Here is a 21,969-nt window from a genome sequence, read left to right on the forward strand (position 1 = left end):
CGGCCACAGGCGCGGGCGCAGGTTGGGGTCGAACGACACCGTGCGGCCGGCCGCGCGCATGAAGCGCATCGCATGCTCGACCAGCGCCGCGCAGTTCGCCGACAGTGCCGGCGTGATGCCGGTGACGTGCAGGTGGCGCGCGGCGAGGAAGCGCGCCTCGTCGAAATCGGCCAGCGACAGCATGCTCGCCGCCGAGCCGCGGCGGTGGTACTCGACCACCGGATCGGCGCCGTCCGGTGCACGCGACTTGAGCATGAAGCCGGTACGCTGCGAAGCTTCGACGATGACGCTGCGGCAGTCCACGCCTTCGGCCTCCAGCGAGGCGCGGATGTAGCGCCCGAACGAGTCGTCGCCCAGCCGGCTCAGCCAGGCCACCTTCAGGCCGAGCCGCGCCAGGCCGACGGCAACGTTGGATTCGGCCCCGGCGACGATCTTGGTGAAGGTGCCGGCCTGCTCCAGCGATCCGACTTCATCGGCCGCGAAGCACACCATGGTCTCGCCGAAAGTGATGACGTCGAGATTCACGTCGGCCCCTCGTCCGACGGGTACGTAGGCCGATCCCCCGAGGGGATGCGGGCCGGCTTGGGAGCGGCCCGGCGCTCGGCCCGCGTGATGGCGTTCATGCGGGAAAGGCTACACCGAGCCGTGCGCTCCACGAGCGCATCTCCATGGCGAGTCCGGGCTCGATCGGGATGCCCTGGACGCGGCGGCGCGCCTGGGCTTCGAGCTCCGGGTCGCCGGGCATCCTGGGCGCACCCGGCTCGGCGGCCAGCGTACGGGCGATGCTCTCGACCGTCGCGGCAAACGCCGCGCCGCCGACGAAGCGCATCGGGTCGAGCACGACGAAAAAGGCGCCGAGGTGGCGCGGCCGCTCCAGCTCGGCGTACATCGGCCCGATCAGCGGCCCCCAGGGGTTGCCGTGCAGCGGCCCGCACAGCAGTTCGACGGCCAGCGCCAGGCCGTAGCCCTTGTGGCCGTACTCCAGACCGCCGAGCGGGCGCAGCGCATGGGCGGTCTGCGCGTCGGTGGTGTCGTGGCCGTCCTGGTCGATCGCCACGCCGGGCGCGATCGGCGCACCTTCGCGGCGTGCGTTCATCACCCGGTTCCACGGAATCGAGGTGGTGGCCATGTCCAGGCACACCGGCTCGCTGCCTTCACGGGGAAAGGCCATCGAGATCGGATTGGTGCCGAGGAAGGGCCGGTGCCCGCCGTGCGGCGCGGCGATCTTGTCGGAGTGCGTGAAGGCGAAGCCGATCAGGCCCTCGCGCGCGGCCGCGCGGCTGTACAGGCCCACCGCGCCGCAGTGGGAAGAGTCCGTCACGCCCACGGCGCCGATGCCGTGCTCGCGCGCGATCTCCATCGCGACGGCGTTGGCCCGGTGAGCGACCACGATGCCCAGGCCGCGGTCACCCGCCACTTGCGCGGTGGCGTTGCCGCTTCGCGTGACCGAGATCGCCGGCGCCGGGTTGATCGAGCCGTGCGCGAGGCGGTTGAGGTAGTGCGTCAGCCGCGCGATGCCGTGCGAATCGATGCCCCACAGGCTGGTCTGCACCAGGCTCTCGGCGAGGCAGCGGGCGTCGGCCTCGGGCACGCGCGAGCGTTGCAGGCAGTCGACCGCCCAGGCGGTGAGCGGCGCGGCGGCGATGCGCAGTTCGCCGTGGCTCATGCGCTCTCCAGCACGGCGCGCACGCCATTCGTGCGCAGGGCCACCAGCGCCTTCGCGACCGGCGCCACGAAGCGCGGCTCGAGCCCGAGATCGCCGAACACCGGCGCGAAGCCGCACAGCGCCGGCGCGTCGTCGCCCAGCGCCGCCAGCGCGCCAGCCAGTGGGTCGTCGATGGTGTAGCGCTGCCCGGCCTCGTCCACGCCGCGCAGGAAGTGCAGCCAGGCGGCCACCGCCAGCGCGAGCCGGTCGATCGAGGCGCCGGCCGCGAGCCGGTCGCGCACCGTGCCCAGCCAGCGCTGCGGGATCTTCTGCGAGCCGTCCATCGCGATCTGCAGCGTGCGGTGGGCCAGGGCCGGATTGGCGAAGCGCTCGATCAGGCGTGCGCGGTAGGCGCGGAGGTCGGCCTCCACGCGGCCGGCCAGCGTCGGCTCAATCTCCTCGCGCATCAGCGCCTCGACGAAGCCACGCAGCGCAGGCTCGCGGATGGCAAGGTCCACTGTCGGCCAGCCGGCCATCACGCCGAGGTAGGCGACGGCGGAATGGCTGCCGTTGACCATGCGCAGCTTGAGGTGCTCGTAGGGTGCGGCATCGGCCACGAAACGCGCGCCGTAGACCGTCCAGTCGGGGCACCCTGCGGCGAAGTCGTCTTCGATCGCCCAGTCGAAGAAGGGCTCGGCCGTCACGACGCCGAGGTCGTCGTTACGCGGCACGATTCGATCGACCATCGAGCTCGGGAAGCGGCAGTCGCGCGCGATCCAGTCGGCCAGCGCCGCATCGACCTCGCCTGCGAAGGCGAGCACCAGGCCGCGCAGCGTGCGGCCGTTGCTCGGCAGGTTGTCGCACGACAGCAGCGTCAGCGGCCCGAGCCCGCGTGCGCGCCGCAGCGCCAGGCCGTGCACCAGGAAGCCGAGCGTGGTGCGCGGCGCCCCGGGGTGCGCGAGGTCGTGCACGATGCCGGGGTCGTCGCGGCGCAGCGCGCCGGTGGCCGGCTCGTGGTGGTAGCCCTTCTCGGTGACAGTCAGGCTGACGACGCACGTGGCCGGCGCGGCGATCGCCTCCAGCACCGCGCGTGGGTCTTCGGGCGCGACGAGCACGCTCAGCAGCGAACGCAGCGTCTCGCGCCTCTCGCGCGGCCAGCCCTCCTCGTCGGCATCGCGCAGCGAGAGGGTGTAGTCGAAGCCCTGCGGCGCCAGTGCATCGCGCACGTCCGCATGGCGCAGCGAGACGCCGAGCACGCCCCAGTGGCGCTCGCCGGTGGCGGCCATCGCCGCCTCGGTGGCCGGGATCAGGTGGGCGCGCGCGAACGCGCCCAGCCCCAGGTGCACGATGCCGGCTTCGAGGCCGGCCTTGTCGAGCAGGGCACTCACCAATGCCACAGCGTGCCGTCGTGCTGCTGCCGGTTCACCGGCAGGTAGGCGCGCTGGTAGGGGTACTTCGCCGCCAGCGCCTCGTCGATCTCCACGCCATGGCCCGGCGCCTCGCCCGGGTGCAGGAAGCCGTCCTTGAAGGTGTACGCATGCGGGAACACCGCGTCGGTCTCGTCGGTGTGGCGCATGTACTCCTGGATGCCGAAGTTGGGCACCCACAGGTCGAAGTGCAGGGCCGCGCCCATGCACACCGGCGAGAGGTCGGTGGCGCCGTGGCTGCCGGTGCGCACCTGGTAGAGCGCGGCGAGGTCGGCGATGCGCCGCAGGTGGGTGATGCCGCCGGCATGCACGACGGTCGTGCGGATGTAGTCGATCAGCTGGTTCTGGATCAGGTCCTTGCAGTCCCACACGGTGTTGAAGACCTCGCCCACCGCCAGCGGCGTGGTGGTGTGCTGGCGGATCAGCCGGAAGGCCTCCTGGTTCTCGGCCGGCGTGGCGTCTTCCATCCAGAACAGGCGGTAGGGCTCCAGGTCCTTGCCCAGCCGCGCCGCCTCGATCGGCGTGAGGCGGTGGTGCACGTCGTGCAGCAGGTGGATGTCGGGGCCGACGGCACTGCGCACCGCGTCGAACAGCTGCGGCGTGTGGCGCAGGTACTTCTCGGTCGACCAGTCGTGTTCGCTCGGCAGGTCGGCATCGGCCGGCTCGTAGAACATCGTGCCGCGGCCGACGCCGTACACCTTCTCCAGCCCGGGCACGCCGCTCTGCGCGCGGATCGCCTTGTAGCCCTGTTCCTTGTAGCGCAGCACCTCCTCGACGGTCTGGGCGATGTCGCGGCCGTTGGCATGGCCGTAGACCATCACGCCGGTGCGGCTGGCGCCGCCAAGCAACTGGTACAGCGGCAGGCCGGCGGCCTTGGCCTTGAGGTCCCACAGCGCGGTGTCGACGGCGGCGATCGCGCTCATCGTCACCGGCCCGCGCCGCCAGTAGGCGCCGCGGTAGAGGTACTGCCAGATGTCCTCGATCTGGTGCGCGTCGCGCCCGACCAGGCAGGGGATGACGTGGTCCGTCAGGTAGCTGGCCACCGCCAGCTCGCGGCCGTTGAGCGTGGCGTCGCCGATGCCGGTGAGGCCCTGGTCGGTCTCGATCTTCAGGGTGACGAAGTTGCGCCCGGGGCAGCAGACGATGACACGCGCGGCGGTGATCTTCATCGGAGGAGGGTGGTCAAGTGGTCAGGCCAATTCTGGCGAGCCGCCACCCCGCAGGCATCCGCGTTTACCTGGGTACCGGGGGAAATCAGCGCAGCGGGATCGGCGTGGCGCGGTCCACCGGCACGGCGGTGACGCTGTTCTGCGGCGAGCCTTCGATGACCCGGTCGGAGTAGGTCAGGTAGACCAGGGTGTTGCGCGTCTTGTCGACCATGCGCACCACGCGGAGCTTCTTGAAGACCAGCGAGATGCGTTCGCTGAACATCTCCTCCTGCTGGCGCAGCGGCTTCGGGAAGGAGATGGGGCCGGTCTGCCGGCAGGCGATCGAGGCCTCGGCCTTGTCTTCGGCCAGGCCCAGACCGCCCTTGATGCCGCCGGTCTTGGCGCGCGAGACGTAGCAGGTGACGCCGCTGACCCCGGGGTCGTCGTACGCATCGACGACAATCTTGTGGTCGGGGCCGATCAGCTTGAAGACGGTGTCGACCTCGCCGATCTCTTCGGCGTGGACGAGGGTGGCGCCGGCGCAGAGCGCCAGCGCGGCAAGGGGCTTGTTCATGTCGGCCTCCGTGAAGACGGGGCCGAGCGTAGCGCAGGCGTCGTCAGACGATGCTGCGCGCCAGCGCGACCAGCGCGAAGCCGCTGGCCAGACACAGCACCAGCGCCCAGTTGGGCATCTGGCCCTTGGGAACGGGCGTCGGGCGGTGACGATTCTTGTCAGTCATGCGAATTCCGGTCGGTCCCGGCGGCCCGAATTGGGGCTGCCGGTGCCCGAACCGCTCCTGCGGGTCTCGGTTGACCCTCAACGAGCGAGGATCGTGCCAGTTGACCGGCCGGAGTTCACATCACCGCGCCGAGCTGCCAGGGCACGAACTCGTTCTGGCCGTAGCCATGCAGCTCGCTCTTGGTCTTGCGGCCCGAGGCCGTCTCCAGCATCAAGCGGAAGATGCGCTCGCCGAGCTCGTCGATGCTGGCCGTGCCGTCGACCACCTCGCCGCAGTTGATGTCGATGTCGTCTTCCTGCTTCAGCCACAGCGCCGTGTTGGTGCTGAGCTTCAGCGAGGGCGAGGGGGCGCAGCCGTAGGCCGAGCCGCGGCCGGTGGTGAAGCAGATCAGGTTCGCCCCGCCGGCCACCTGGCCGGTGGCCGAGACCGGGTCGTAGCCCGGCGTGTCCATGAAGACCAGCCCCTTGGCCGTGACCGCCTGGGCGTACTCGTAGACCTCGACGAGGTTGGTGGTGCCGCTCTTGGCGATGGCGCCCAGGCTCTTCTCGAGGATGGTGGTCAGCCCGCCGGCCTTGTTGCCGGCCGAGGGGTTGTTGTCCATCTCGCCGCCGTTGCGGGCGGTGTAGTCCTCCCACCACTTCAGGCGGGCGATCAGCTTTTCGGCCACCGCCTGGCTCACGGCGCGCCGCGTCAGCAGGTGCTCGCCGCCGTAGACCTCGGGCGACTCGGACAGGATCGCGGTGCCGCCATGGCGCACCAGGCGGTCCACCGCCGCACCCAGCGCCGGGTTGGCGCTGATGCCCGAGTAGCCGTCGGAGCCGCCGCACTGCAGGCCGACCGTGATGTGGCTCGCCGGCACCGGCTGGCGCCGCACGCGGTTGGCCTCCTCCAGCATCCACTCGACCAGCTCGATGCCCTTGGCCACCGTCTTCTTCGTGCCGCCGCTGTCCTGAATGCTGAAGGTCTGCAGGTGCGCGCCTTCGTGCAGGCCTTCCTGTTCGAGCAGGCCGTCGATCTGGTTGGTCTCGCAGCCCAGGCCGACCATCAGCACGCCGGCGAAGTTGGCGTGGCGTGCGTAGCCGCCCAGCGTGCGGCGCAGGATCTGCAGCGGCTCGCCGTCGCTGGCGGTGGCGCAGCCGGCACCGTGGGTCAACGCGACCACGCCGTCGACGTTCGGGAAGGCTTCCAGCGCCTTCGGGTTGATGTCGCGGCGGAAGTGGTCGGCGATCGCCCGCGCCGCCGTGGCCGAGCAGTTCACCGAGGTCAGCACCCCGAGGTAGTTCCGCGTGGCCACGCGGCCATCCGGGCGCACGATGCCCATGAAGGTGGCCGGCTCGGCCACGTACGCCGTCGGCTGCGTCCCGACGCCCACCGCATAGTCGCGCGCGAAGCTGGCGAACTCCAGGTTGTGCGTGTGCACGTGCTGGCCGGGCGCGATGTCGAGCTTGGCGGTGCCGATGATCTGGTTGTAGCGCCGCACCGGCTGCCCGGCGCGGATCGGCTTCACGGCCACCTTGTGGCCGGGCGGGATGAGCCCGGTCACGGTGACGCCTTCGCCCTCCAGCCGCGTGCCACCGACGAGCTGCACCTTGGCGATGACGACATCGTCGGCCGGGTGGATGCGGATGAAGACGCTCACGAACTCACCCGTCGATGATCGCCGGATCCCAGGCGTAGACCTTCTGGTTCTGCTCGCCCAGCTTCTCGATGCCCAGGCGGATGGTGTCTCCTGCCTTCAGGTACACCGGGTTGGGCTTCACGCCCATGCCCACGCCGGGCGGCGTGCCGGTGCTGATCAGGTCGCCGGGGTACAGCGTCATGAAGCGGCTGACGTAGCTGACCAGCTGCGCCACGCCGAAGATCATCGTCTTCGTGCTGCCGTTCTGCCAGCGGTGGCCGTTGACCTCGAGGAACATCGACAGGTTCTGCGGGTCGCCCACCTCGTCGGCCGTCACCAGCCAGGGGCCGACCGGGCCGAAGGTGTCGCAGCCCTTGCCCTTGTCCCAGGTGCCGCCGCGCTCGATCTGGTACTCGCGCTCGGACACGTCGTTGATCACGCAGTAGCCGGCGACGTGGTTCAGCGCCTCGGCCTCCGACACGTAGCGCGCCTTGCTGCCGATCACCACGCCGAGCTCGACCTCCCAATCGGTCTTCACCGAACCCTGCGGCAGCACCACCGGGTCGTTCGGCCCGACTCGCGCGCTGATCGGCTTCATGAAGAGGATGGGCTCTTTCGGGGTCGGCAGGTTCGACTCCGCCGCATGGTCCGCATAGTTCAGGCCGATGCAGAGGAACTTCTCGCAGCCGCTCCACGGCGGCGCGATGCGGCCGGGGTTCTCGACGATGGGCAACGAGGTCGGGTCGAGCGCGCGCAGCCGGTCCAGGCCCTTGGGCGTGAGCGTCGCGGCGGTGATGTCGACCAGTTCGCCGGAGAGGTCTCGCACGCGGCCCTCGGCGTCGACGAGGGCGGGTTTCTCGGCGCCTTTCGCGCCGTATCGCATCAGCTTCATGGTTCGATTCGAAGGTTAGTTGGACCAGCCGCCGTCGATGACTTGCGTGGTGCCGGTGGTGAAGGAAGATTCGTCGCTCGCAAGATACACGGCCAGCGCCGCAATCTCCTCGACCCGCCCGAGCCGCCCCATCGGTTGCCGGGCAATGAACGCGGCCTCGACCTGCTCCAGCGTCTGCCCGCTCGCCTTGGCCTGCGCCGCGATGCGATCGCGCAGGCTCGGCGACTCCACCGTGCCGGGGCAGATGGCGTTGCAGCGGATGCCCCGGGTGATGAAGTCGGCCGCCACCGCCTTGGTCAACCCGATCACCGCCGCCTTGGTGCTGCCGTAGACGAAGCGGTTCGGCGCGCCCTTGATGCTGCCGGCGACCGACGCCACGTTGATGATCGAGCCGCCACCGCCGGCGAGCATGCCCGGGACGAAGGCCTTGATGGTGCGGAATTGCGAGCGCACGTTGAGGTCGAAGGCGAAGCTCCAGTCTTCCTCGCTGCATTCGAGCACCGAGCCGGCGTGCACGAAGCCGGCGGCGTTGACCAGCACGTTCACCGCACCGGCGTCGTTCGCGGCGGCCGCGATCGCGGCCGGGTCGAGCACGTCGAGCCGGCGCGTGGTGATCGAGGGCGATGCCAGCGAGGCGAGCAGCGCCTCGTTGAGATCGGTGGCGATCACGCGCGCGCCCTCGCGGGCGAAGGCCTCGGCGATGGCGCGGCCGATGCCCTGGCCGGCCGCGGTGACGAAGGCCGTCTTGCCGGCCAGTCGCTGGGTCATGTCGTCAGTCTCCGGATGAAAGTGGGTCACAGGCCCATCGTGCGCGGCAGCCACATCGAGATGGCCGGCACGTAGGTCAGCAGGATCAGGCTGCCCAGCAGCGGCAGCAGCCACGGCAGGATGGCCATCGTCGTGCGCTCGACGCTGAGCTTGGCCACCCGCGCGAGCACGAACAGCACCATGCCCATCGGCGGGTGCAGCAGGCCGATCATCAGGTTGAGCACCATCACCAGGCCGAAGTGCACCGGGTCGATGCCGAGCTGCCGCGCGATCGGCAGCAGGATGGGCACGAGAATGGTGATCGCCGCGGTCGGCTCCAGGAAGCAGCCGACGAACAGCATCAGCAGGTTGGCCATCAGCAGGAACAGCCAGGGTTCCTTGGTGACGGCCAGCACCCATTCGGCGATCTGCGCGGTGACGCCGGTGGCGGTGAGCATCCAGCCGAAGATCGAGGCGGCGGCGACGATGAACATCACCGTCGCGGTGGTCTCCACCGTGTCGAGGCAGACCTTCACGAACATCTTCCACGACAGCGTGCGGTACCAGGCGAGGCCCAGCACCATCGCCCACACGCAGGCGGCGATGGCGCCTTCGGTGGGGGTGAAGATGCCGGTGGTCATGCCGCCGATCAGCAGCACCGGCGTCATGATGGGCAGCACGGCCTGGAACTTGAACATGCGGTCGGCCGCGAACAGCAGCACCAGCGCGACGATCACCGTGAGCTGCGGCTGCGCGCCGGCCTGCACAATCCCGTAGACCGCCAGCGGCCAGCCGGCCACCACCGCGGTCTCGATCATCGCCTTGCCGAAGCGCGAGCCGGAGAACTTGATGTCGCCGCCCCAGCCGTGCTTGTGCGCGAAGTAGGCCACCGTCGCCATCATCAGCAGGCCCATCAGCACGCCGGGCAGGATGCCGGCGAGGAACAGCGCGCCCACCGACACGTTGGCCATCATCGCGTAGATCACGAAGGGCAGCGAGGGCGGGATGATGGGGCCCAGCGTGGCCGAGGCGGCGGTCACGCCGACCGCGAACTCGGTGGCGTAGCCATGGTCCTTCATCGCCTTGATCTCGATGGTGCCCAGGCCCGCCGCGTCGGCGATGGCCGTGCCGCTCATGCCCGCGAAGATCACCGAGCCGACCACGTTGACGTGCCCCAGGCCGCCCTTGAGCCAGCCGACCAGCGCCAGCGCGAAGTTGTAGATGCGGTTGGTGATGCCGGCGTTGTTCATCAGGTTGCCGGCGAGGATGAAGAAGGGCACGGCGAGCAGCGGGAAGCTGTCGATGCCGCCGATCATGCGGTGCACCACCGCGAACGGCGGCATCGTGCCGCTGGCCAGGATGTAGATCAGCGATGCCCCGGCCATCGCGATGGCCACCGGCACGCCGCCGGCCATCAGGAACAGGAAGATGAACTTGAGCATCAGCGATCGTCCATGGTCGTCTCGGGCCGTTCCAGCACGCTGTAGCCGCGCTGCACGTGCACCTTCATCACCCAGACCGAGCGCACGGCCATCATCGCGAAGCCGAACAGGCAGACGCCGTAGACGATGTTCATCGGCAGGTCGATGATGGTCATCTGGTAGCTGTCCATCTTCATCATCAGCTGCACCGTGAGCACCACCATGGTGGCGAAGAAGGCGATACGGATCACGTCGACGCTCAGCGCCATCGCGCGGCCGAGGGGGGCGGGCAGCCAGCGATAGAGCAGGTCGACCTGGATGTGGTTGTTCTTCGCCACGCCGATGGCAGCGCCGACGAAGACCGTGCCGATCAGCAGGTAGCGCGCGATCTCCTCGGTCCAGGAGGCCGAGTCGTTGAGCACGTAGCGCGTGACGAACTGGTAGAAGACGACGCCGCCCAGGGCCCAGAAGATCGCCAGCGCCACCCAGGCCTCGAAGCTGGTGCCGGAGAGGTCGACGGCTTCGTCCTGGGCGTGGAACTCGCCGTCGTCCCCCATCACCTTGGGACCTTCGTCAATGCTGTTCATCGAGACTCCGCTGGAGCGGGCAGTGCGTATCGAGCGGCCGCCGCGGATCCGGCTCCGCCGGTCCGCCGGCGGCGCCCCCTCGAGGGGGAGCGCCGAAGGCGCTACGGGGGTGGGTCACTTGATCGACACGATGCGGTCGTAGTCCTTCTTGTCGTAGCCGAGCGACTCGACCGGCTTGTTCTTCACCACCGCGTCGACGAAGCTCTGGCGGTTGATCTGGTGCACGCCCAGGCCCTTCTTCTTGAACTCGTCGACGAGCTCCGACTCGCGCTTCTTGATCATCGCGCTGGCCCGTGCGGCGGCCTGCTGCGTGACCTCGGTGAACATCGTCTTCTCGGCATCGCTCAGCGTGTTCCACACGTGCGGTGCGATCTGCGTGGTCAGGCCGTCGACGATGTGGCCGGTCAGCATGATGTGCTTCTGCACCTCGTAGAACTTCTTCGCCTCGATGGTGGTCAGCGGGTTCTCCTGCGCGTCCACCGTGCCGTTCTGCAGCGCCAGGTAGACCTCGGCGAAGGCGATCGGCGTCGGGTTGGCGCCGCACGCCTCCGGCGTGGCGCGGTAGGCGGGCACGTCGGGCACGCGGATCTTCAGGCCCTTCATGCCGGCGCAGTCGGTGAACGGCTTCTGGCTGGTGGTATGGCGCGCGCCGTAGTAGGTGTAGGCGGTGATCTGGATGCCGGTCTTGGCGCGGTAGCCCTCGACCATCTCCTTGAACACGTCGCTCTTCGCGTAGGCCAGCAAGTGCTCGCCGTCACGGAAGATGAACGGGTAGTAGGCGATGCCCAGGCGCGGGTAGCTGCGCGCCGCGAACGAGGTGCCGCTGATGATCATGTCCACCGTGCCCAGCGTCATGCCCTGGTTGATGTCGGTCTCCTTGCCCAGCGACGAGGCCGGGAAGACCTTGATGTCGAACTTGCCGTTGCTGCGCTTCTTGATCTCCTCGGCGGCCCACACCGATTCGGTGTGATAAGGCTCGCTGGTCTCGTAGACGTGCGCCCACTTGAGCTGGCGCGCCTGCGCGAGCGCGCCGGTGGCGGCGGCGAAGGCCATCGTGGCGATCAAGCCCTTCAGGATGTGCTTCATGTCGGCTGTCTCCTCTCGTTGGAATGGGTGGGTGGTGGGGCGGCGCTGGCGGTCAGTCGCCGACCAGTTGCACCTTGGTGCTGCGGCTGCGGTCGGCGGCGAGTTCGAAGGCTTCGAGCGCGCGCGAGATCGGCAGTTGCGCGCTCAGCAGCGGCCGCACGTCGACGCGGCGCGTGCGCAGCGCCTGCACCGCCCAGTCGAAGGCGTGCGCGGCGCGGAAGGCGCCGACGTAGTCGAGCTCGCGGGCCATGATGGTGTTGGCCGGGAAGTGCACGCCTTCGGCCGGCAGCGTGCCGACCTGCACGATGCGCCCGCCGCGGCGCGTGGCCGCGAGGCAGGTGGCCAGCGCGGCGGGGCTGCCTGCGGCCTCGATGGCGATGTCGGCGATGTCGGCCAGCGTGGCGGCGTCTGCCTGGTCACTGCGGATCGTCCGGTCGGCGCCAACCTGCCGCGCGATCGCCAGCGGCCGCTCGGCGATGTCGCAGACGATCACCTCGGCCGCGCCGGCCAGACGCGCGGAGATCACGCTCATGCAGCCGATCGTGCCGCCACCGGTGACCAGCGCCGTCTTGCCCAGCAAGGTGCCGGCGCGGTGCACCGCGTGCAGGCCGATCGACAGCGGCTCGGCGCAGGCGATCTCGCCCAGCGAGATGTCCTCGGGCACCGGCGTGAGCTGCGCCTCGCCGAGCACGAACTGCTGGCGGAACAGACCCTGCGCATGCGGGAAGACGCTGGCGCTGCCGAGGAAGAACATCTTCCGGCACAGGTTGAAGCGCCCGCCCAGGCAGTAGTCGCAGCGGCCGCAGGCGTGCGAGGGGTTCACCGCCACCCGGTCGCCCGGCTTCACGCGCGTGACCGCGCTGCCCACGCGCTCGACGATCCCCGAGGCCTCGTGCCCCGGCACCAGCGGCTCGCGGATCACGAAGGCGCCGACGCGACCGTGGCCGAAGTAGTGCAGGTCGGAGCCGCAGATGCCGCCGGCGCCGAGCTTCATCTGCACGTCGTGCGGGCCCAGCTCGGGCAGGGCCACATGCTCGAGCCGCAGGTCGTGCGCGGCGTGGATGCGGCAGGCCACGGTGGTGGTCGTCATGCGGTGACCTTTCTCTCCCTCGCGGCCGGCTTGCCCGGCGCCCTGGCGGGCGCCTCGGCCTCGGCCGGCCAGCTGGCCATGAATCGCTCGTGCGAGTTGGCCAGGTGCCGCACCATCGCTTCGCGTGCCGCAGCCGCATCCTGGCGGGCGATGGCGTCGACCACGGCCTTGTGCTCCTCGATCGCGATGGCCCAGCTGCGCGCGTTCTCGAAGTGGCTGCCGAGCTGCTCGAACAGCGGGTTGTGGCGCTCGTCGAAGAGCTCGCTGACCACGCGCAGCAGCACCGAGTTCTCGCTCGCCTCGGCGATGCGGGTGTGGAACAGGCGGTCGCCCTGCGTGGGCGTCTGGCCGGCGGCGGACTCCTGCACCATCAGCGCGATGGCTTCGCGCAGGCCGCCGACCTGCGCGCGCTTCATGCGCTGCGCCGCCTGCGCGGCGAGCTCGCCCTCGATCAGCGCGCGGGCGCGGATGGTCTCCAGCGGGCTCTCGGCCTCGTGCACGGTCGCGGCGCGCGTGCTGCTCTCGCGCACGTAGATGCCCGAGCCCATGCGCACTTCGACGCGGCCTTCGACCTCCAGCGCGATCAGCGCCTCGCGCACCGACGGGCGCGAGACGCCGAGCTGCACGGCCAGGTCGCGCTCAGGCGGCAGCCGCGTGCCCGGCGGAAACTCGCCGCGCTCGATCAGCGCGCGCAGCTGATCGGCGATCTGGCGGTACAGGCGTTGCGGGGACAGGGGCTGCAGCGGCATGAAGGCGGCCGGGAGGGGTGGGAATGCGGTCAAGTGGTCTGACCAATTGCGCGAGGATAGGCGCAGCCGCGAGACGGCTCAACGCCGGGATTACCCGGGTCGCCATCGCGACGCCATCGCTATCGAAACACCTGAGGGGGTGGCCGAGGCCGGTCGGAGAGAATCGACGCCGGTCCAAGGAGAGGAACCAATGGAAAAGACCTGGCTGAAGCAGTACCCCGCGGGTGTGCCGGCGAACATCGACGTCGCGCAGTACCCCTCGCTGGTGGCGCTGCTCGAAGAGAGTCTGAAGAAGTACGCCTCGCTGCCCGCCTACAAGTTCATGGGCAAGGCGATCAGCTTCGCGCAGGTCGACCAGGCCTCGCGCGCGATGGCCGCCTACCTGCAGTCGCTCGGCCTGGCCAAGGGCGACCGCGTCGCCATCATGCTGCCCAACATCCCGCAGTACCCGGTGGCGGTGGCCGCCGTGCTGCGCGCCGGTTACGTGGTGGTCAACGTCAACCCGTTGTACACGCCGCGCGAGCTGGAGCATCAGCTGAAGGACTCGGGCGCCAAGGCGATCATCATCGTCGAGAACTTCGCCCACGTGCTTCAGCAGGTGATGAGCGCGGTGCCGACCAAGAAGGTGATCCTCACCGCGCTCGGCGACATGCTCGGCTTCCCGAAGTCGCTGATCGTCAACTACGTGGTGCGCAAGGTGAAGAAGATGGTGCCGGCCTTCGAGCTGCCCGGCGCCGTGCGCTTCAACGACGCGCTCTCGCAGGGCGCCGGCAAGACCTACACACCGTCCCAGGTCGGCCCGGACGACATCGCCGTGCTGCAGTACACCGGCGGCACCACCGGGGTGAGCAAGGGCGCGGTGCTGCTGCATCGCAACCTGGTGGCCAACATCCTGCAGGCCGAGGCCTGGTACCAGCCGGCGCTGAAGAAGATCCCCAAGGGCGAGCAGATCTTCACCGTCTGCGCGCTGCCGCTGTATCACATCTTCGGCTTCAACACGAACATGATGCTGTCCATGCGCATGGGCGGCTGCAACATCCTGATCGCCAACCCGCGCGACCTGCCGGCGATGTTCAAGGACCTCGCGCGCGAGAAGTTCCACAGCTTCCCGGCGGTGAACACGCTGTTCAACGCGATGGCCAACCACCCCGACTTCAACACGGTGGACTGGAGCAGCCTGGTGATCTCGGTGGGCGGCGGCATGGCGGTGCAGAGCGCCACCGCCAAGCTGTGGCTGGAGAAGACCGGCTGCCCGATCGTCGAGGGCTACGGCCTGTCGGAAACTTCGCCCTCGGCCACCTGCAATCCGGTGGACAGCACCGCCTTCAGCGGCAACATCGGCCTGCCCATGCCCAACACCGAGCTGACCCTGCTCGACGACGATGGCCGCGAAGTCGGCCCCGGCCAGGCCGGAGAGATCGCCATCAAGGGCCCGCAGGTGATGGCCGGCTACTGGCAGCGCCCCGACGAGACCGCCAAGGTGATGACCGCCGACGGCTTCTTCCGCACCGGCGACATCGGCATGGTCGACGAGCGCGGCTTCTTCCGCATCGTCGACCGCAAGAAGGACATGATCCTGGTCAGCGGCTTCAACGTCTACCCGAACGAGGTGGAAGACGTGGTCACGCAGATGGACGGCATCCTCGAGTGCGCGGCGGTCGGCATTCCGGACGAGAAGGCGGGCGAGGCCGTCAAGCTGGTGATCGTCAAGAAGAACCCGGCCGTGACCGAGGCCGACGTGCGCGCCTACTGCGAGGCCAACCTCACCGGCTACAAGCGGCCCAAGGTGGTGGAGTTCCGCACCGAGCTGCCGAAGACGCCGGTGGGCAAGATCCTGCGCCGGGAGCTGCGAGGCAAGTGACCGGGGAACAGTGAGTCGCGCGACTCGTGCGAGACTGAGCGCATGAGCCGTATCGCCATCGTCAGCGCCATGCACCAGGAGTTGCGGGCGCTGCTTCCCGCCCTCGACAAGCACCAGAGCGCCACCTTCGCCGGCCGCACCTTCCACATCGGCACCATGGAAGGCCAGCCGGTGGTGATGACGCTGTCGGGCATCGGCAAGGTGGCTGCCGCCACCACCGCCACGCTGCTGCTGCAGGAGGTCGCCGTGCAGCGCATCGTCTTCACCGGTGCGGCCGGCGGCCTGGGCACCGGCGTGCGGGTGGGCGACGTGGTGGTGGCGCGCGAGCTGCTGCAGCACGACATGGACGCCTCGCCGCTGTTCCCGCGCTACGAGGTGCCGCTGACCGGCCGCTCGCGCTTTCCCACCGACCCCGACCTCAGCGACGCGCTGGCGGCGGCCGCGCTGCATTGCCTGCAGCATGCCACCGAGCGCATCGGCGAGGCGCACCTGGCCGATTTCGGCATCGACAGCCCGCTGCTGCACCAGGGCCTGGTGGTCAGCGGCGACCGCTTCGTCGCCACCGCCTCAGAGAGCGACGCGCTGCGCGCCGCGCTGCCCGATGCGCTGGCCGTCGAGATGGAGGGCGCGGCGCTGGCGCAGGTGTGCGCCGATTTCGGCCGGCCCTTCGCGGTGATCCGCACCGTCTCCGACCGCGCCGACGACAGCGCCCACGTCGACTTCAACCGCTTCATCGCCGACGTGGCGAGCGTCTACACGCGCGAGATCCTCACCACCTGGATGTCCGGCGCGGTGGACTGATGGGCGCACCGCGACTGCATGTGCCGGTGCCGTTGGGCGAAGGCCTGAGCCTCGATCTGCCCGAAGGCGCGGCGCGCCACGTGCAGGTGCTGCGCCTGCAGCCCGGCGACGCGCTGACGCTCTTCGACGGCCGCGGCGGCGAATGGGCCGCGCAGGTCACCGCCATGGGCCGGCGCGAGGTGAGCGTGCGGGTGGGTGCGTTCGCCGACGTCTCGCGCGAGCTGCCGCTGTCGGTGACGCTGGCCGTCGGCATGCCTGCCAACGAACGCATGGATGCGCTGGTCGAGAAGGCCTGCGAACTCGGCGTGGCGGCGATCCAGCCGCTGGTGTGCGAACGCTCGGTGCTGCGCCTGGCGGGCGATCGGGCGCAGAAGAAGGTGGCGCACTGGCAGGCCGTGGCGGTGGCCGCCTGCGAGCAGAGCGGGCGCACGCGCGTGCCGCCGGTGGCGCCGGTGATGGCGCTGCCGCAGTGGCTGGCCGCGCTGGGCAAGCCCGGTGGCGCGCTGCGCGTGGTGCTCAGCCTGCGCGATGCCACGCCGCTGCCGGCGTTGCGCACGGCGCAGCCGCTGGTTGCGCTCAGCGGCCCGGAAGGCGGGCTCGCCGACGACGAGGAAGACGCCGCCCGCCGCTGCGGCTTCGCGCCGGTGTCGCTCGGCGCTCGAACGCTGCGCGCCGACACCGCGCCGCTGGCGCTGCTGGCGCACCTGGCGATCACCAGCGAAGGACTCGCATGAACGTCAGGCTCCTGCTGCTGGCGCTGTGCCAGGGCCTCTTTCTCACCAACAACGTCACCTTCATCGCCATCAACGGCCTGGTCGGCCTGGCGCTGGCGCCGGCACCCTGGATGGCCACGCTGCCGGTGGCCGGCTACGTGGCCGGCGGGGCGCTGTGCGCGCCGCTGGTGGCGAAGCACCAGCGGCGCTTCGGCCGCCGCCGCGCCTTCCAGCTCGGCCTGCTGGTGGCGATGGGCTCGACCGCGCTGTGCGCCTGGGCGGCGTCATCGCACCAGTTCTGGTGGCTGGTGGCGGCCACGATGATCGCCGGTTACTACAACGCCAACGCGGCGCTGTACCGCTTCGCCGCCACCGAACTGGTGGCGCCGGCCTACAAGGAGCGCGCCATCTCCTGGGTGCTGGCCGGCGGCATTCTCGGCGCCGTGGTCGGCCCGAATCTCGCCAGCGCCACGCGCGACGCGCTGCCGGTCGCCTTCGCAGGCGCCTATGCGGCGCTGGTCGGCGTGGCGCTGCTCGCGCTGCTGACCGTCTCCTTCATCCGCTTCCCGCCGCTGCCGCTGCCCAGCGCCACCCATCCGGGCCGTCCGCTGCGCGAGATCGCCCGGCAACCGGTGTTCATCGTCGCGGTGGCCGGCTGTGCGCTCGGCTACGGCGTGATGAACCTGCTGATGGCCGCCACGCCGATCGCGATGTCGCAGTGTGCGCATCCCTTCGACAGCGCGGCGCTGGTGCTCGAGTGGCACGTGCTGGGCATGTTCGTGCCGAGCTTCTTCACCGGCTCGCTGATCCGCCGCTTCGGCGTGCTGCCGGTGATGGGCACGGGCGTGGTGCTCAACATGGTCTGCATCGCGGTGGCGCTGTCGGGCGTGGACCTGATGCAGTTCCTCGTCGCGCTGTTCACCCTCGGCGTGGGCTGGAACTTCCTCTACATCGGCGGCACCACGCTGCTCACCGAGGCCTACCGGCCGGAGGAGAAGACCACCGCGCAGGCGGCGATGGACAGCACGGTGATGGCGACGATGACGCTGACCGCGCTCGGCTCGGGCGCGCTGGTCACCACGCAGGGCTGGACCTGGCTGAACCTCGGCTCCATCGTGCCGGTGTTGCTCGCTGGCGCCGCGGTCGGCTGGCTCGCGCTGCGCCGGCGTGGGATGGCCGCGGCCTGAAGCCTTCGGCCAGAATCGGCGTCCCGCAACCCGACGCATCACGGAGGTTTCCATGGGTCTACTCGATTCGGTCATCGGCGCGCTCGGCCAGGGCGGCCAGGGTGGCGGCCAGGCGGCACTGATCCAGGCGGTGCTCGGCATGCTCGCCGGCCAGGGGGGGCAAGGCGGCGGCCTGGCCGACCTCGCGGCGCGCTTCCAGCAAGGCGGCCTGGGCGACGTGATGGGATCCTGGGTGAGCACCGGCCAGAACCTGCCGGTGTCGCCCGACCAGCTCGGCAACGTGCTCGGCGACGACCTGCTCGGCCAGCTGTCGCGCAGCACCGGCATGAACGGTAGCGACCTGCTCGGCCCGCTCTCGCAGGTGCTGCCGCAGGTGGTCGACCAGATCACGCCGAACGGCGAGATGCCGCAAGGCGGGCTCGACATCGGCGCGGTGCTCGGCCAGTTGCTGCGCCGATGAGGAGCGGCGCTCCTGCCGCCTGGCTGCTGGCACTCGCGCTCGGCACGGCCACGGCGGCCGAGCCGGCGCACCCCTGGGTGACGCTGCCGGCGCCGCTGCCGCAGCCCGAGACCTACTTCACCAACCTGCAGGACGGCGCGCGCATCGAGACGCCGTTCCGCCTGAAGTTCGGCCTGTCGCGCTCGGGCCTGGCCGCGATCACCAAGGACGTGCGCGACACCGGCCACCACCACCTGCTGGTCAACCGCGACCTGCCGCTGGACTTCACCAAGCCGCTGCCCTTCAACGACCAGTATCGCCACTTCGGCAAGGGCCAGATGGAAGCCGTGCTCGACTTCCCGCCCGGCACCTACACGCTGCGCCTGCTGCTGGCCGACCACAAGCACATCCCGTACTTCATCTACAGCGAGCCGATGACCATCACCGTCACGGCGAAGAACGACAAGGTCGATCCGAAGACGCTGACGCGGTCCGGCGTCGAACTGCTCGCGCCGCGCGACGGCGAACTCGTGGCGGCGCCGTTCCGCATGCAGTTCCATGCGTCGGGGCTGAACGTCAGCCACACGGCGATCACGGACACCGGCGTGGGCCACTTCCGCCTCGTCGCGCAGCCGCGCAGCGGCGCGGCCGAACGCATCGCGTTCACGAACGGCGCCACCGAGGCCTGGCTCCGGCCGCCGGCGGGCGACTACACCCTGAAGCTGGAACTGGTGGCCAACGCCGGCGGCGCGGTGATGGCCAGCAGCGCGCCGGTGGCGATCAAGGTGTCGCGCTGAGGTTCGGCTTGGTCGCGCGCGCCGAGCCGGCCACCAGGTCGAAGCGGTAGAGCCGGCACTCGATCGGCCCGTTCCACATCGGGATGCGCCGGCTTTCCTTCAGGCGCATCGCCGAGGGCAGCTTCATGTCGGGGCTGAGCACCCAGGCCGTCCAGCCGGCGGCGTGGCGCGTGTAGGCCTGCTTCCAGTGCGAGGCGAGGCGGGCGAAGAAGTCGCTCGGCGTGTCGCGGTCCTGCGCCGAGGGCCGCGCCGCCTTGCCGCCCACCTCGATGCGTTCGCCATAGGGCGGGTTGAGCATGATGGTGCCAGGCAAGCCCTCGGGCAGCGCCGGCGCGGGGCGCTCCAGCGCATCGCCGCCGTGGAACTCGATCGCCGCGGCCACGCCGGCGCGCTCGGCGTTGCGGCGCGCGAAGTCGACCATGCGGAACGAGACGTCGCTGGCATGGATGGGCACCGCGCTGGGATGGATGCGCGCCTTCGCCTCCGCCCTGAGCTGCTGCCACAGCGTGCGTTCGTCCGGCCCGGTGAAGGGCAGCTGGCGCTCGAAGGCGAAGCGGCGCGAGAGACCCGGCGCGATGCCGCAGGCGATCTGCGCGGCCTCGATGGCGATGGTGCCCGAGCCGCAGCAGGGGTCGTGCAGCGCGCCGCCGGCCTGCGCCGTGCCGCGCCAGCCGGCCGCAGCGAGCATCGCGGCGGCCAGCGTCTCCTTCAGCGGCGCATCGCCCTTGTCCTCGCGCCAGCCTCGCTTGAAGAGCGGCTCGCCCGAGCTGTCGACGTAGATCGCGGCGCGCTCGGCGCCGACGTGCAGACCGATCGGCAGGTCGGGGCGGCGCGTGTCGACGCTGGGCCGCTCGCCGGTGGCGTCGCGCAGCTGGTCGCACACCGCGTCCTTGATGCGCAGCGCGGCGAAGTTCAGGCTCTTCAGCGGGCTCTTCTGCGCGGTGGTGTCCACCCGCAGCGTCTGCCGCGGCGTGAGCCATTGCTGCCAGTCGACGCTCTGCGCCAGCGCGTAGAGATCCTGCTCGTCGCGGTAGGGGCCCTCGGCCACCTCGATCAGCACGCGCTGGGCGAGGCGGCTCTCCAGGTTGAGCAGCATCACCTCGCGCGGATCGCCCTCGAGCGCCACGCCGCCGCGGCGCGTGCGCACCTGCGCCTGCGGCAGCACGCGCGCGACTTCCTCGGCGAGCCAGTCCTCGACGCCGGCGGCGCAGGGCAGGAACAGGGGCAGAGGCACCCTACATTGCTTTCCGAAGATTGGCCGGCGCGATCTTCAGCGCCTCGCGGTACTTGGCCACCGTGCGCCGCGCCACCTGGATGCCCTGCTCCTCGAGCATCTGCGAGATCTGGCTGTCCGACAGCGGCTTGTTCACGTCCTCGGCCGCCACCAGCTGCTTGATCAGCGCGCGCACCGCCGTGCTCGAGGCGTTGCCGCCGGCGTCGGTGTTCAGCGAGGAGCCGAAGAAATACTTCAGCTCGAAGGTGCCGAAGGGTGTGGACATGTACTTGGCCGTCGTCACGCGCGAGATGGTCGACTCGTGCAGGCCCAGCTCGTCGGCGATCTCGCGCAGCACCAGTGGCTTCATCGCGATCTCGCCGTGGGTGAAGAAGGCCTTCTGCCGCTCGACGATGGCCTGCGAGACACGCTGGATGGTGTCGAAGCGCTGCAGGATGTTCTTCATGAACCAGCGCGCTTCCTGCAGCCGCGCGTTCAGCCCGGCGCCGGCGCCGTTCAGGCCCGCGCCGCCGCTGCCGCGGCCCTGGCGGATGGCGTTGGCATACAGGTCGTTGATGCGCAACTTCGGCATCACGTCGGGGTTGAGCACCACCTTCCAGCCGCGGCCGGCCTTCTGCACGATCACGTCGGGCACGATGATGTTGGCCTCGGCGCGTGCGAATGGCCGCCCCGGCTTGGGCTCGCAGGCGACGATCAGCGCCTGCGCCTGCTTGAGCAGCTCTTCGTCGGCGCCGGTGGCGGCCATCAGCTTCTTCAGGTCGCGCCGGGCCAGCAGTTCGAGGTGGCTCTTGCAGATGATGATGGCCACCATCTGCGCCTCGCTGCGCGGCAGGGTGCGCAGCTGCAGGATCAGGCACTCCGACAGGTTGGCAGCGCCCACGCCGGTGGGCTCCATGCTCTGCAGGAAGCGCAGGCCGCAGCGCAGCCGGTCGACCATGTCCTCGCGCGCCTCGTCGTCGGCCTCCTCGTCGAGCAGCCGCGCGGCGATTTCCTCGATCGGGTCGGCGAGATAGCCCTCGTCGTCGAGCGACTCGATCAGCACCATGACCGATGCTGCGTCCTCGGCCGACAGGCGCATGCCGCGCAGCTGCTCGCGCAGGTGATCCTGCAGCGTGGGCACGGCAGCGTCGCGCTCGGCGCCTTCGAACTCGTCGCTGTCGCCCTGGGCCGCCGACTTGCTCGGCATCTCGCCGATGCCGTCGAAGTCGTCGCGCTCGGTGCCGTTCTCCCAGTCGTCGCGCTCGGTGGTGCCGAGCTCGGCGCTGTCCAGCCCCGGTGCCTCGTCGCCCGCTTCGCTGCCGGATTCGGCGGCGCGCTCGGTCTCGCGCTCGCCGGCCCGCTCGGCGGCGCTGGTGCGTTCGGCCAGCGGCTCGAAGGCCGAGGGGGCGTCGTCGTCGGGTTCAAGGAAGGGGTTCTGCTCCAGCATCTGCTCGACTTCCTGATGGAGTTCGAGCGTGGACAGCTGCAGCAGCCGAATCGACTGCTGCAATTGCGGCGTCAGCGCCAGATGCTGCGACAGCCGGACTTGCAATGACGGTTTCATCGCCGGCTCACATGCGGAAATGTTCGCCGAGATAGACCTTGCGCACGTCCGGGTTCTCGACGATCTCCGAGGGCGTGCCTTCGGCCAGCACGGCGCCCTCGCTGATGATGTAGGCGCGATCGCAGATGCCCAGCGTCTCGCGCACGTTGTGGTCGGTGATCAGCACGCCGATGCCGCGCGCCTTGAGGAAGCTGATGATGCGCTGGATCTCCAGCACGGCGATCGGGTCGACGCCGGCGAAGGG

At 70.1% G+C, this 21,969-nt stretch carries 22 protein-coding genes and 1 pseudogene; 6 read left to right on the forward strand and 17 right to left on the reverse strand.

All coding sequences use genetic code 11. The features are described 5' to 3' along the window. The 14 genes from AB7U92_RS04035 to AB7U92_RS04100 all read right to left on the reverse strand — a co-directional run. Positions 1–525, reverse strand: a 525-nt coding sequence (locus tag AB7U92_RS04035; protein ID WP_428574916.1) for a sugar kinase, incomplete at its 3' end; no start/stop codon positions are given. 94 nt (positions 526–619) lie between these two features. Continuing rightward, positions 620–1,666: an Ldh family oxidoreductase gene (locus AB7U92_RS04040; RefSeq protein WP_428574917.1), complete on the reverse strand. Its 1,047-nt coding sequence runs from the start codon at positions 1,664–1,666 to the stop codon at positions 620–622. Next, positions 1,663–3,033, reverse strand: coding sequence for a mannitol dehydrogenase family protein (locus AB7U92_RS04045; RefSeq protein WP_428574918.1), 1,371 nt, complete (start codon positions 3,031–3,033; stop codon positions 1,663–1,665). Before AB7U92_RS04045 ends, AB7U92_RS04040 begins: the two co-directional genes overlap by 4 nt. Then, a complete protein-coding gene (manD, locus tag AB7U92_RS04050) occupies positions 3,030–4,241 on the reverse strand; it encodes a D-mannonate dehydratase ManD (protein WP_428574920.1) in 1,212 nt (403 codons plus the stop codon). Before manD ends, AB7U92_RS04045 begins: the two co-directional genes overlap by 4 nt. Positions 4,242–4,326: 85 nt before the next feature. After that, complete coding sequence (locus tag AB7U92_RS04055; protein ID WP_428574921.1) at positions 4,327–4,794, reverse strand: CreA family protein; 468 nt, start codon at positions 4,792–4,794, stop codon at positions 4,327–4,329. 43 nt (positions 4,795–4,837) lie between these two features. Next, positions 4,838–4,960 carry a hypothetical protein gene (locus AB7U92_RS04060; RefSeq protein ID WP_428574922.1) on the reverse strand — a complete coding sequence of 41 codons (123 nt, stop codon included), beginning with the start codon at positions 4,958–4,960 and terminating at the stop codon, positions 4,838–4,840. Positions 4,961–5,075: 115 nt separating this feature from the next. After that, the gene (locus AB7U92_RS04065; protein WP_428574923.1) at positions 5,076–6,599 is read right to left on the reverse strand and encodes a UxaA family hydrolase; all 1,524 of its coding nucleotides are present in this window, start codon (positions 6,597–6,599) and stop codon (positions 5,076–5,078) included. Positions 6,600–6,603: 4 nt separating this feature from the next. Beyond that, positions 6,604–7,470, reverse strand: a complete 867-nt coding sequence (locus tag AB7U92_RS04070) for a fumarylacetoacetate hydrolase family protein (protein ID WP_428574924.1) — start codon at positions 7,468–7,470, stop codon at positions 6,604–6,606. A gap of 15 nt (positions 7,471–7,485) precedes the next feature. Next, positions 7,486–8,238, reverse strand: coding sequence for an SDR family oxidoreductase (locus tag AB7U92_RS04075; protein ID WP_428574925.1), 753 nt, complete (start codon positions 8,236–8,238; stop codon positions 7,486–7,488). Between the two features lie 26 nt (positions 8,239–8,264). Beyond that, on the reverse strand, positions 8,265–9,659 hold the full coding sequence (locus AB7U92_RS04080) for a TRAP transporter large permease (protein WP_428574927.1): 1,395 nt from the start codon (positions 9,657–9,659) through the stop codon (positions 8,265–8,267). Beyond that, a complete protein-coding gene (locus AB7U92_RS04085; RefSeq protein ID WP_428574928.1) occupies positions 9,659–10,225 on the reverse strand; it encodes a TRAP transporter small permease in 567 nt (188 codons plus the stop codon). Before AB7U92_RS04085 ends, AB7U92_RS04080 begins: the two co-directional genes overlap by 1 nt. Before the next feature lie 114 nt (positions 10,226–10,339). Continuing rightward, positions 10,340–11,311, reverse strand: coding sequence for a sialic acid TRAP transporter substrate-binding protein SiaP (locus AB7U92_RS04090; RefSeq protein ID WP_428574929.1), 972 nt, complete (start codon positions 11,309–11,311; stop codon positions 10,340–10,342). Between the two features lie 52 nt (positions 11,312–11,363). After that, the gene (locus AB7U92_RS04095) at positions 11,364–12,401 is read right to left on the reverse strand and encodes an L-idonate 5-dehydrogenase (protein ID WP_428574930.1); all 1,038 of its coding nucleotides are present in this window, start codon (positions 12,399–12,401) and stop codon (positions 11,364–11,366) included. Then, positions 12,398–13,150: a FadR/GntR family transcriptional regulator gene (locus tag AB7U92_RS04100; RefSeq protein ID WP_428574931.1), complete on the reverse strand. Its 753-nt coding sequence runs from the start codon at positions 13,148–13,150 to the stop codon at positions 12,398–12,400. Before AB7U92_RS04100 ends, AB7U92_RS04095 begins: the two co-directional genes overlap by 4 nt. A gap of 190 nt (positions 13,151–13,340) precedes the next feature. Between AB7U92_RS04100 and AB7U92_RS04105 the strand changes: the two genes are divergently transcribed. Genes AB7U92_RS04105 through AB7U92_RS04130 form a run of 6 tightly spaced genes read left to right on the forward strand, consistent with a single transcriptional unit; the run spans position 13,341 to position 18,948 of the window. Next, positions 13,341–15,011 (forward strand): long-chain-fatty-acid--CoA ligase, encoded by a 1,671-nt coding sequence (locus tag AB7U92_RS04105; protein ID WP_428574932.1) that lies wholly within the window; start codon positions 13,341–13,343, stop codon positions 15,009–15,011. A 42-nt stretch (positions 15,012–15,053) separates the two neighbouring features. Next, entirely contained in the window at positions 15,054–15,812 is a 759-nt protein-coding gene (locus tag AB7U92_RS04110) for a 5'-methylthioadenosine/adenosylhomocysteine nucleosidase (RefSeq protein WP_428574933.1), read from the forward strand. Next, positions 15,812–16,546 (forward strand): 16S rRNA (uracil(1498)-N(3))-methyltransferase, encoded by a 735-nt coding sequence (locus AB7U92_RS04115; RefSeq protein ID WP_428574934.1) that lies wholly within the window; start codon positions 15,812–15,814, stop codon positions 16,544–16,546. Before AB7U92_RS04110 ends, AB7U92_RS04115 begins: the two co-directional genes overlap by 1 nt. After that, the gene (locus AB7U92_RS04120) at positions 16,543–17,712 is read left to right on the forward strand and encodes an MFS transporter (protein WP_428574935.1); all 1,170 of its coding nucleotides are present in this window, start codon (positions 16,543–16,545) and stop codon (positions 17,710–17,712) included. Before AB7U92_RS04115 ends, AB7U92_RS04120 begins: the two co-directional genes overlap by 4 nt. A gap of 37 nt (positions 17,713–17,749) precedes the next feature. Continuing rightward, positions 17,750–18,172 (forward strand): YidB family protein, encoded by a 423-nt coding sequence (locus AB7U92_RS04125; protein WP_428574940.1) that lies wholly within the window; start codon positions 17,750–17,752, stop codon positions 18,170–18,172. Beyond that, positions 18,169–18,948, forward strand: coding sequence for a DUF4399 domain-containing protein (locus AB7U92_RS04130; RefSeq protein WP_428574936.1), 780 nt, complete (start codon positions 18,169–18,171; stop codon positions 18,946–18,948). Before AB7U92_RS04125 ends, AB7U92_RS04130 begins: the two co-directional genes overlap by 4 nt. Here AB7U92_RS04130 and AB7U92_RS04135 read toward each other — a convergent pair. From AB7U92_RS04135 to AB7U92_RS04145, 3 genes and pseudogenes are all read right to left on the reverse strand, one after another. After that, on the reverse strand, positions 18,932–20,182 hold the full coding sequence (locus AB7U92_RS04135; RefSeq protein WP_428574938.1) for a THUMP domain-containing class I SAM-dependent RNA methyltransferase: 1,251 nt from the start codon (positions 20,180–20,182) through the stop codon (positions 18,932–18,934). The two genes, AB7U92_RS04130 and AB7U92_RS04135, sit on opposite strands and share 17 nt — an antisense overlap. A gap of 1 nt (position 20,183) precedes the next feature. Then, a complete protein-coding gene (locus AB7U92_RS04140; protein ID WP_428574939.1) occupies positions 20,184–21,725 on the reverse strand; it encodes an RNA polymerase factor sigma-54 in 1,542 nt (513 codons plus the stop codon). A 7-nt stretch (positions 21,726–21,732) separates the two neighbouring features. Continuing rightward, a pseudogene (locus tag AB7U92_RS04145) lies at positions 21,733–21,969 on the reverse strand (LPS export ABC transporter ATP-binding protein); the annotation flags it as partial.

The sequence above is a fragment of the Piscinibacter sp. genome (genome assembly GCF_050175855.1).
Lineage (GTDB): Bacteria > Pseudomonadota > Gammaproteobacteria > Burkholderiales > Burkholderiaceae_C > Piscinibacter.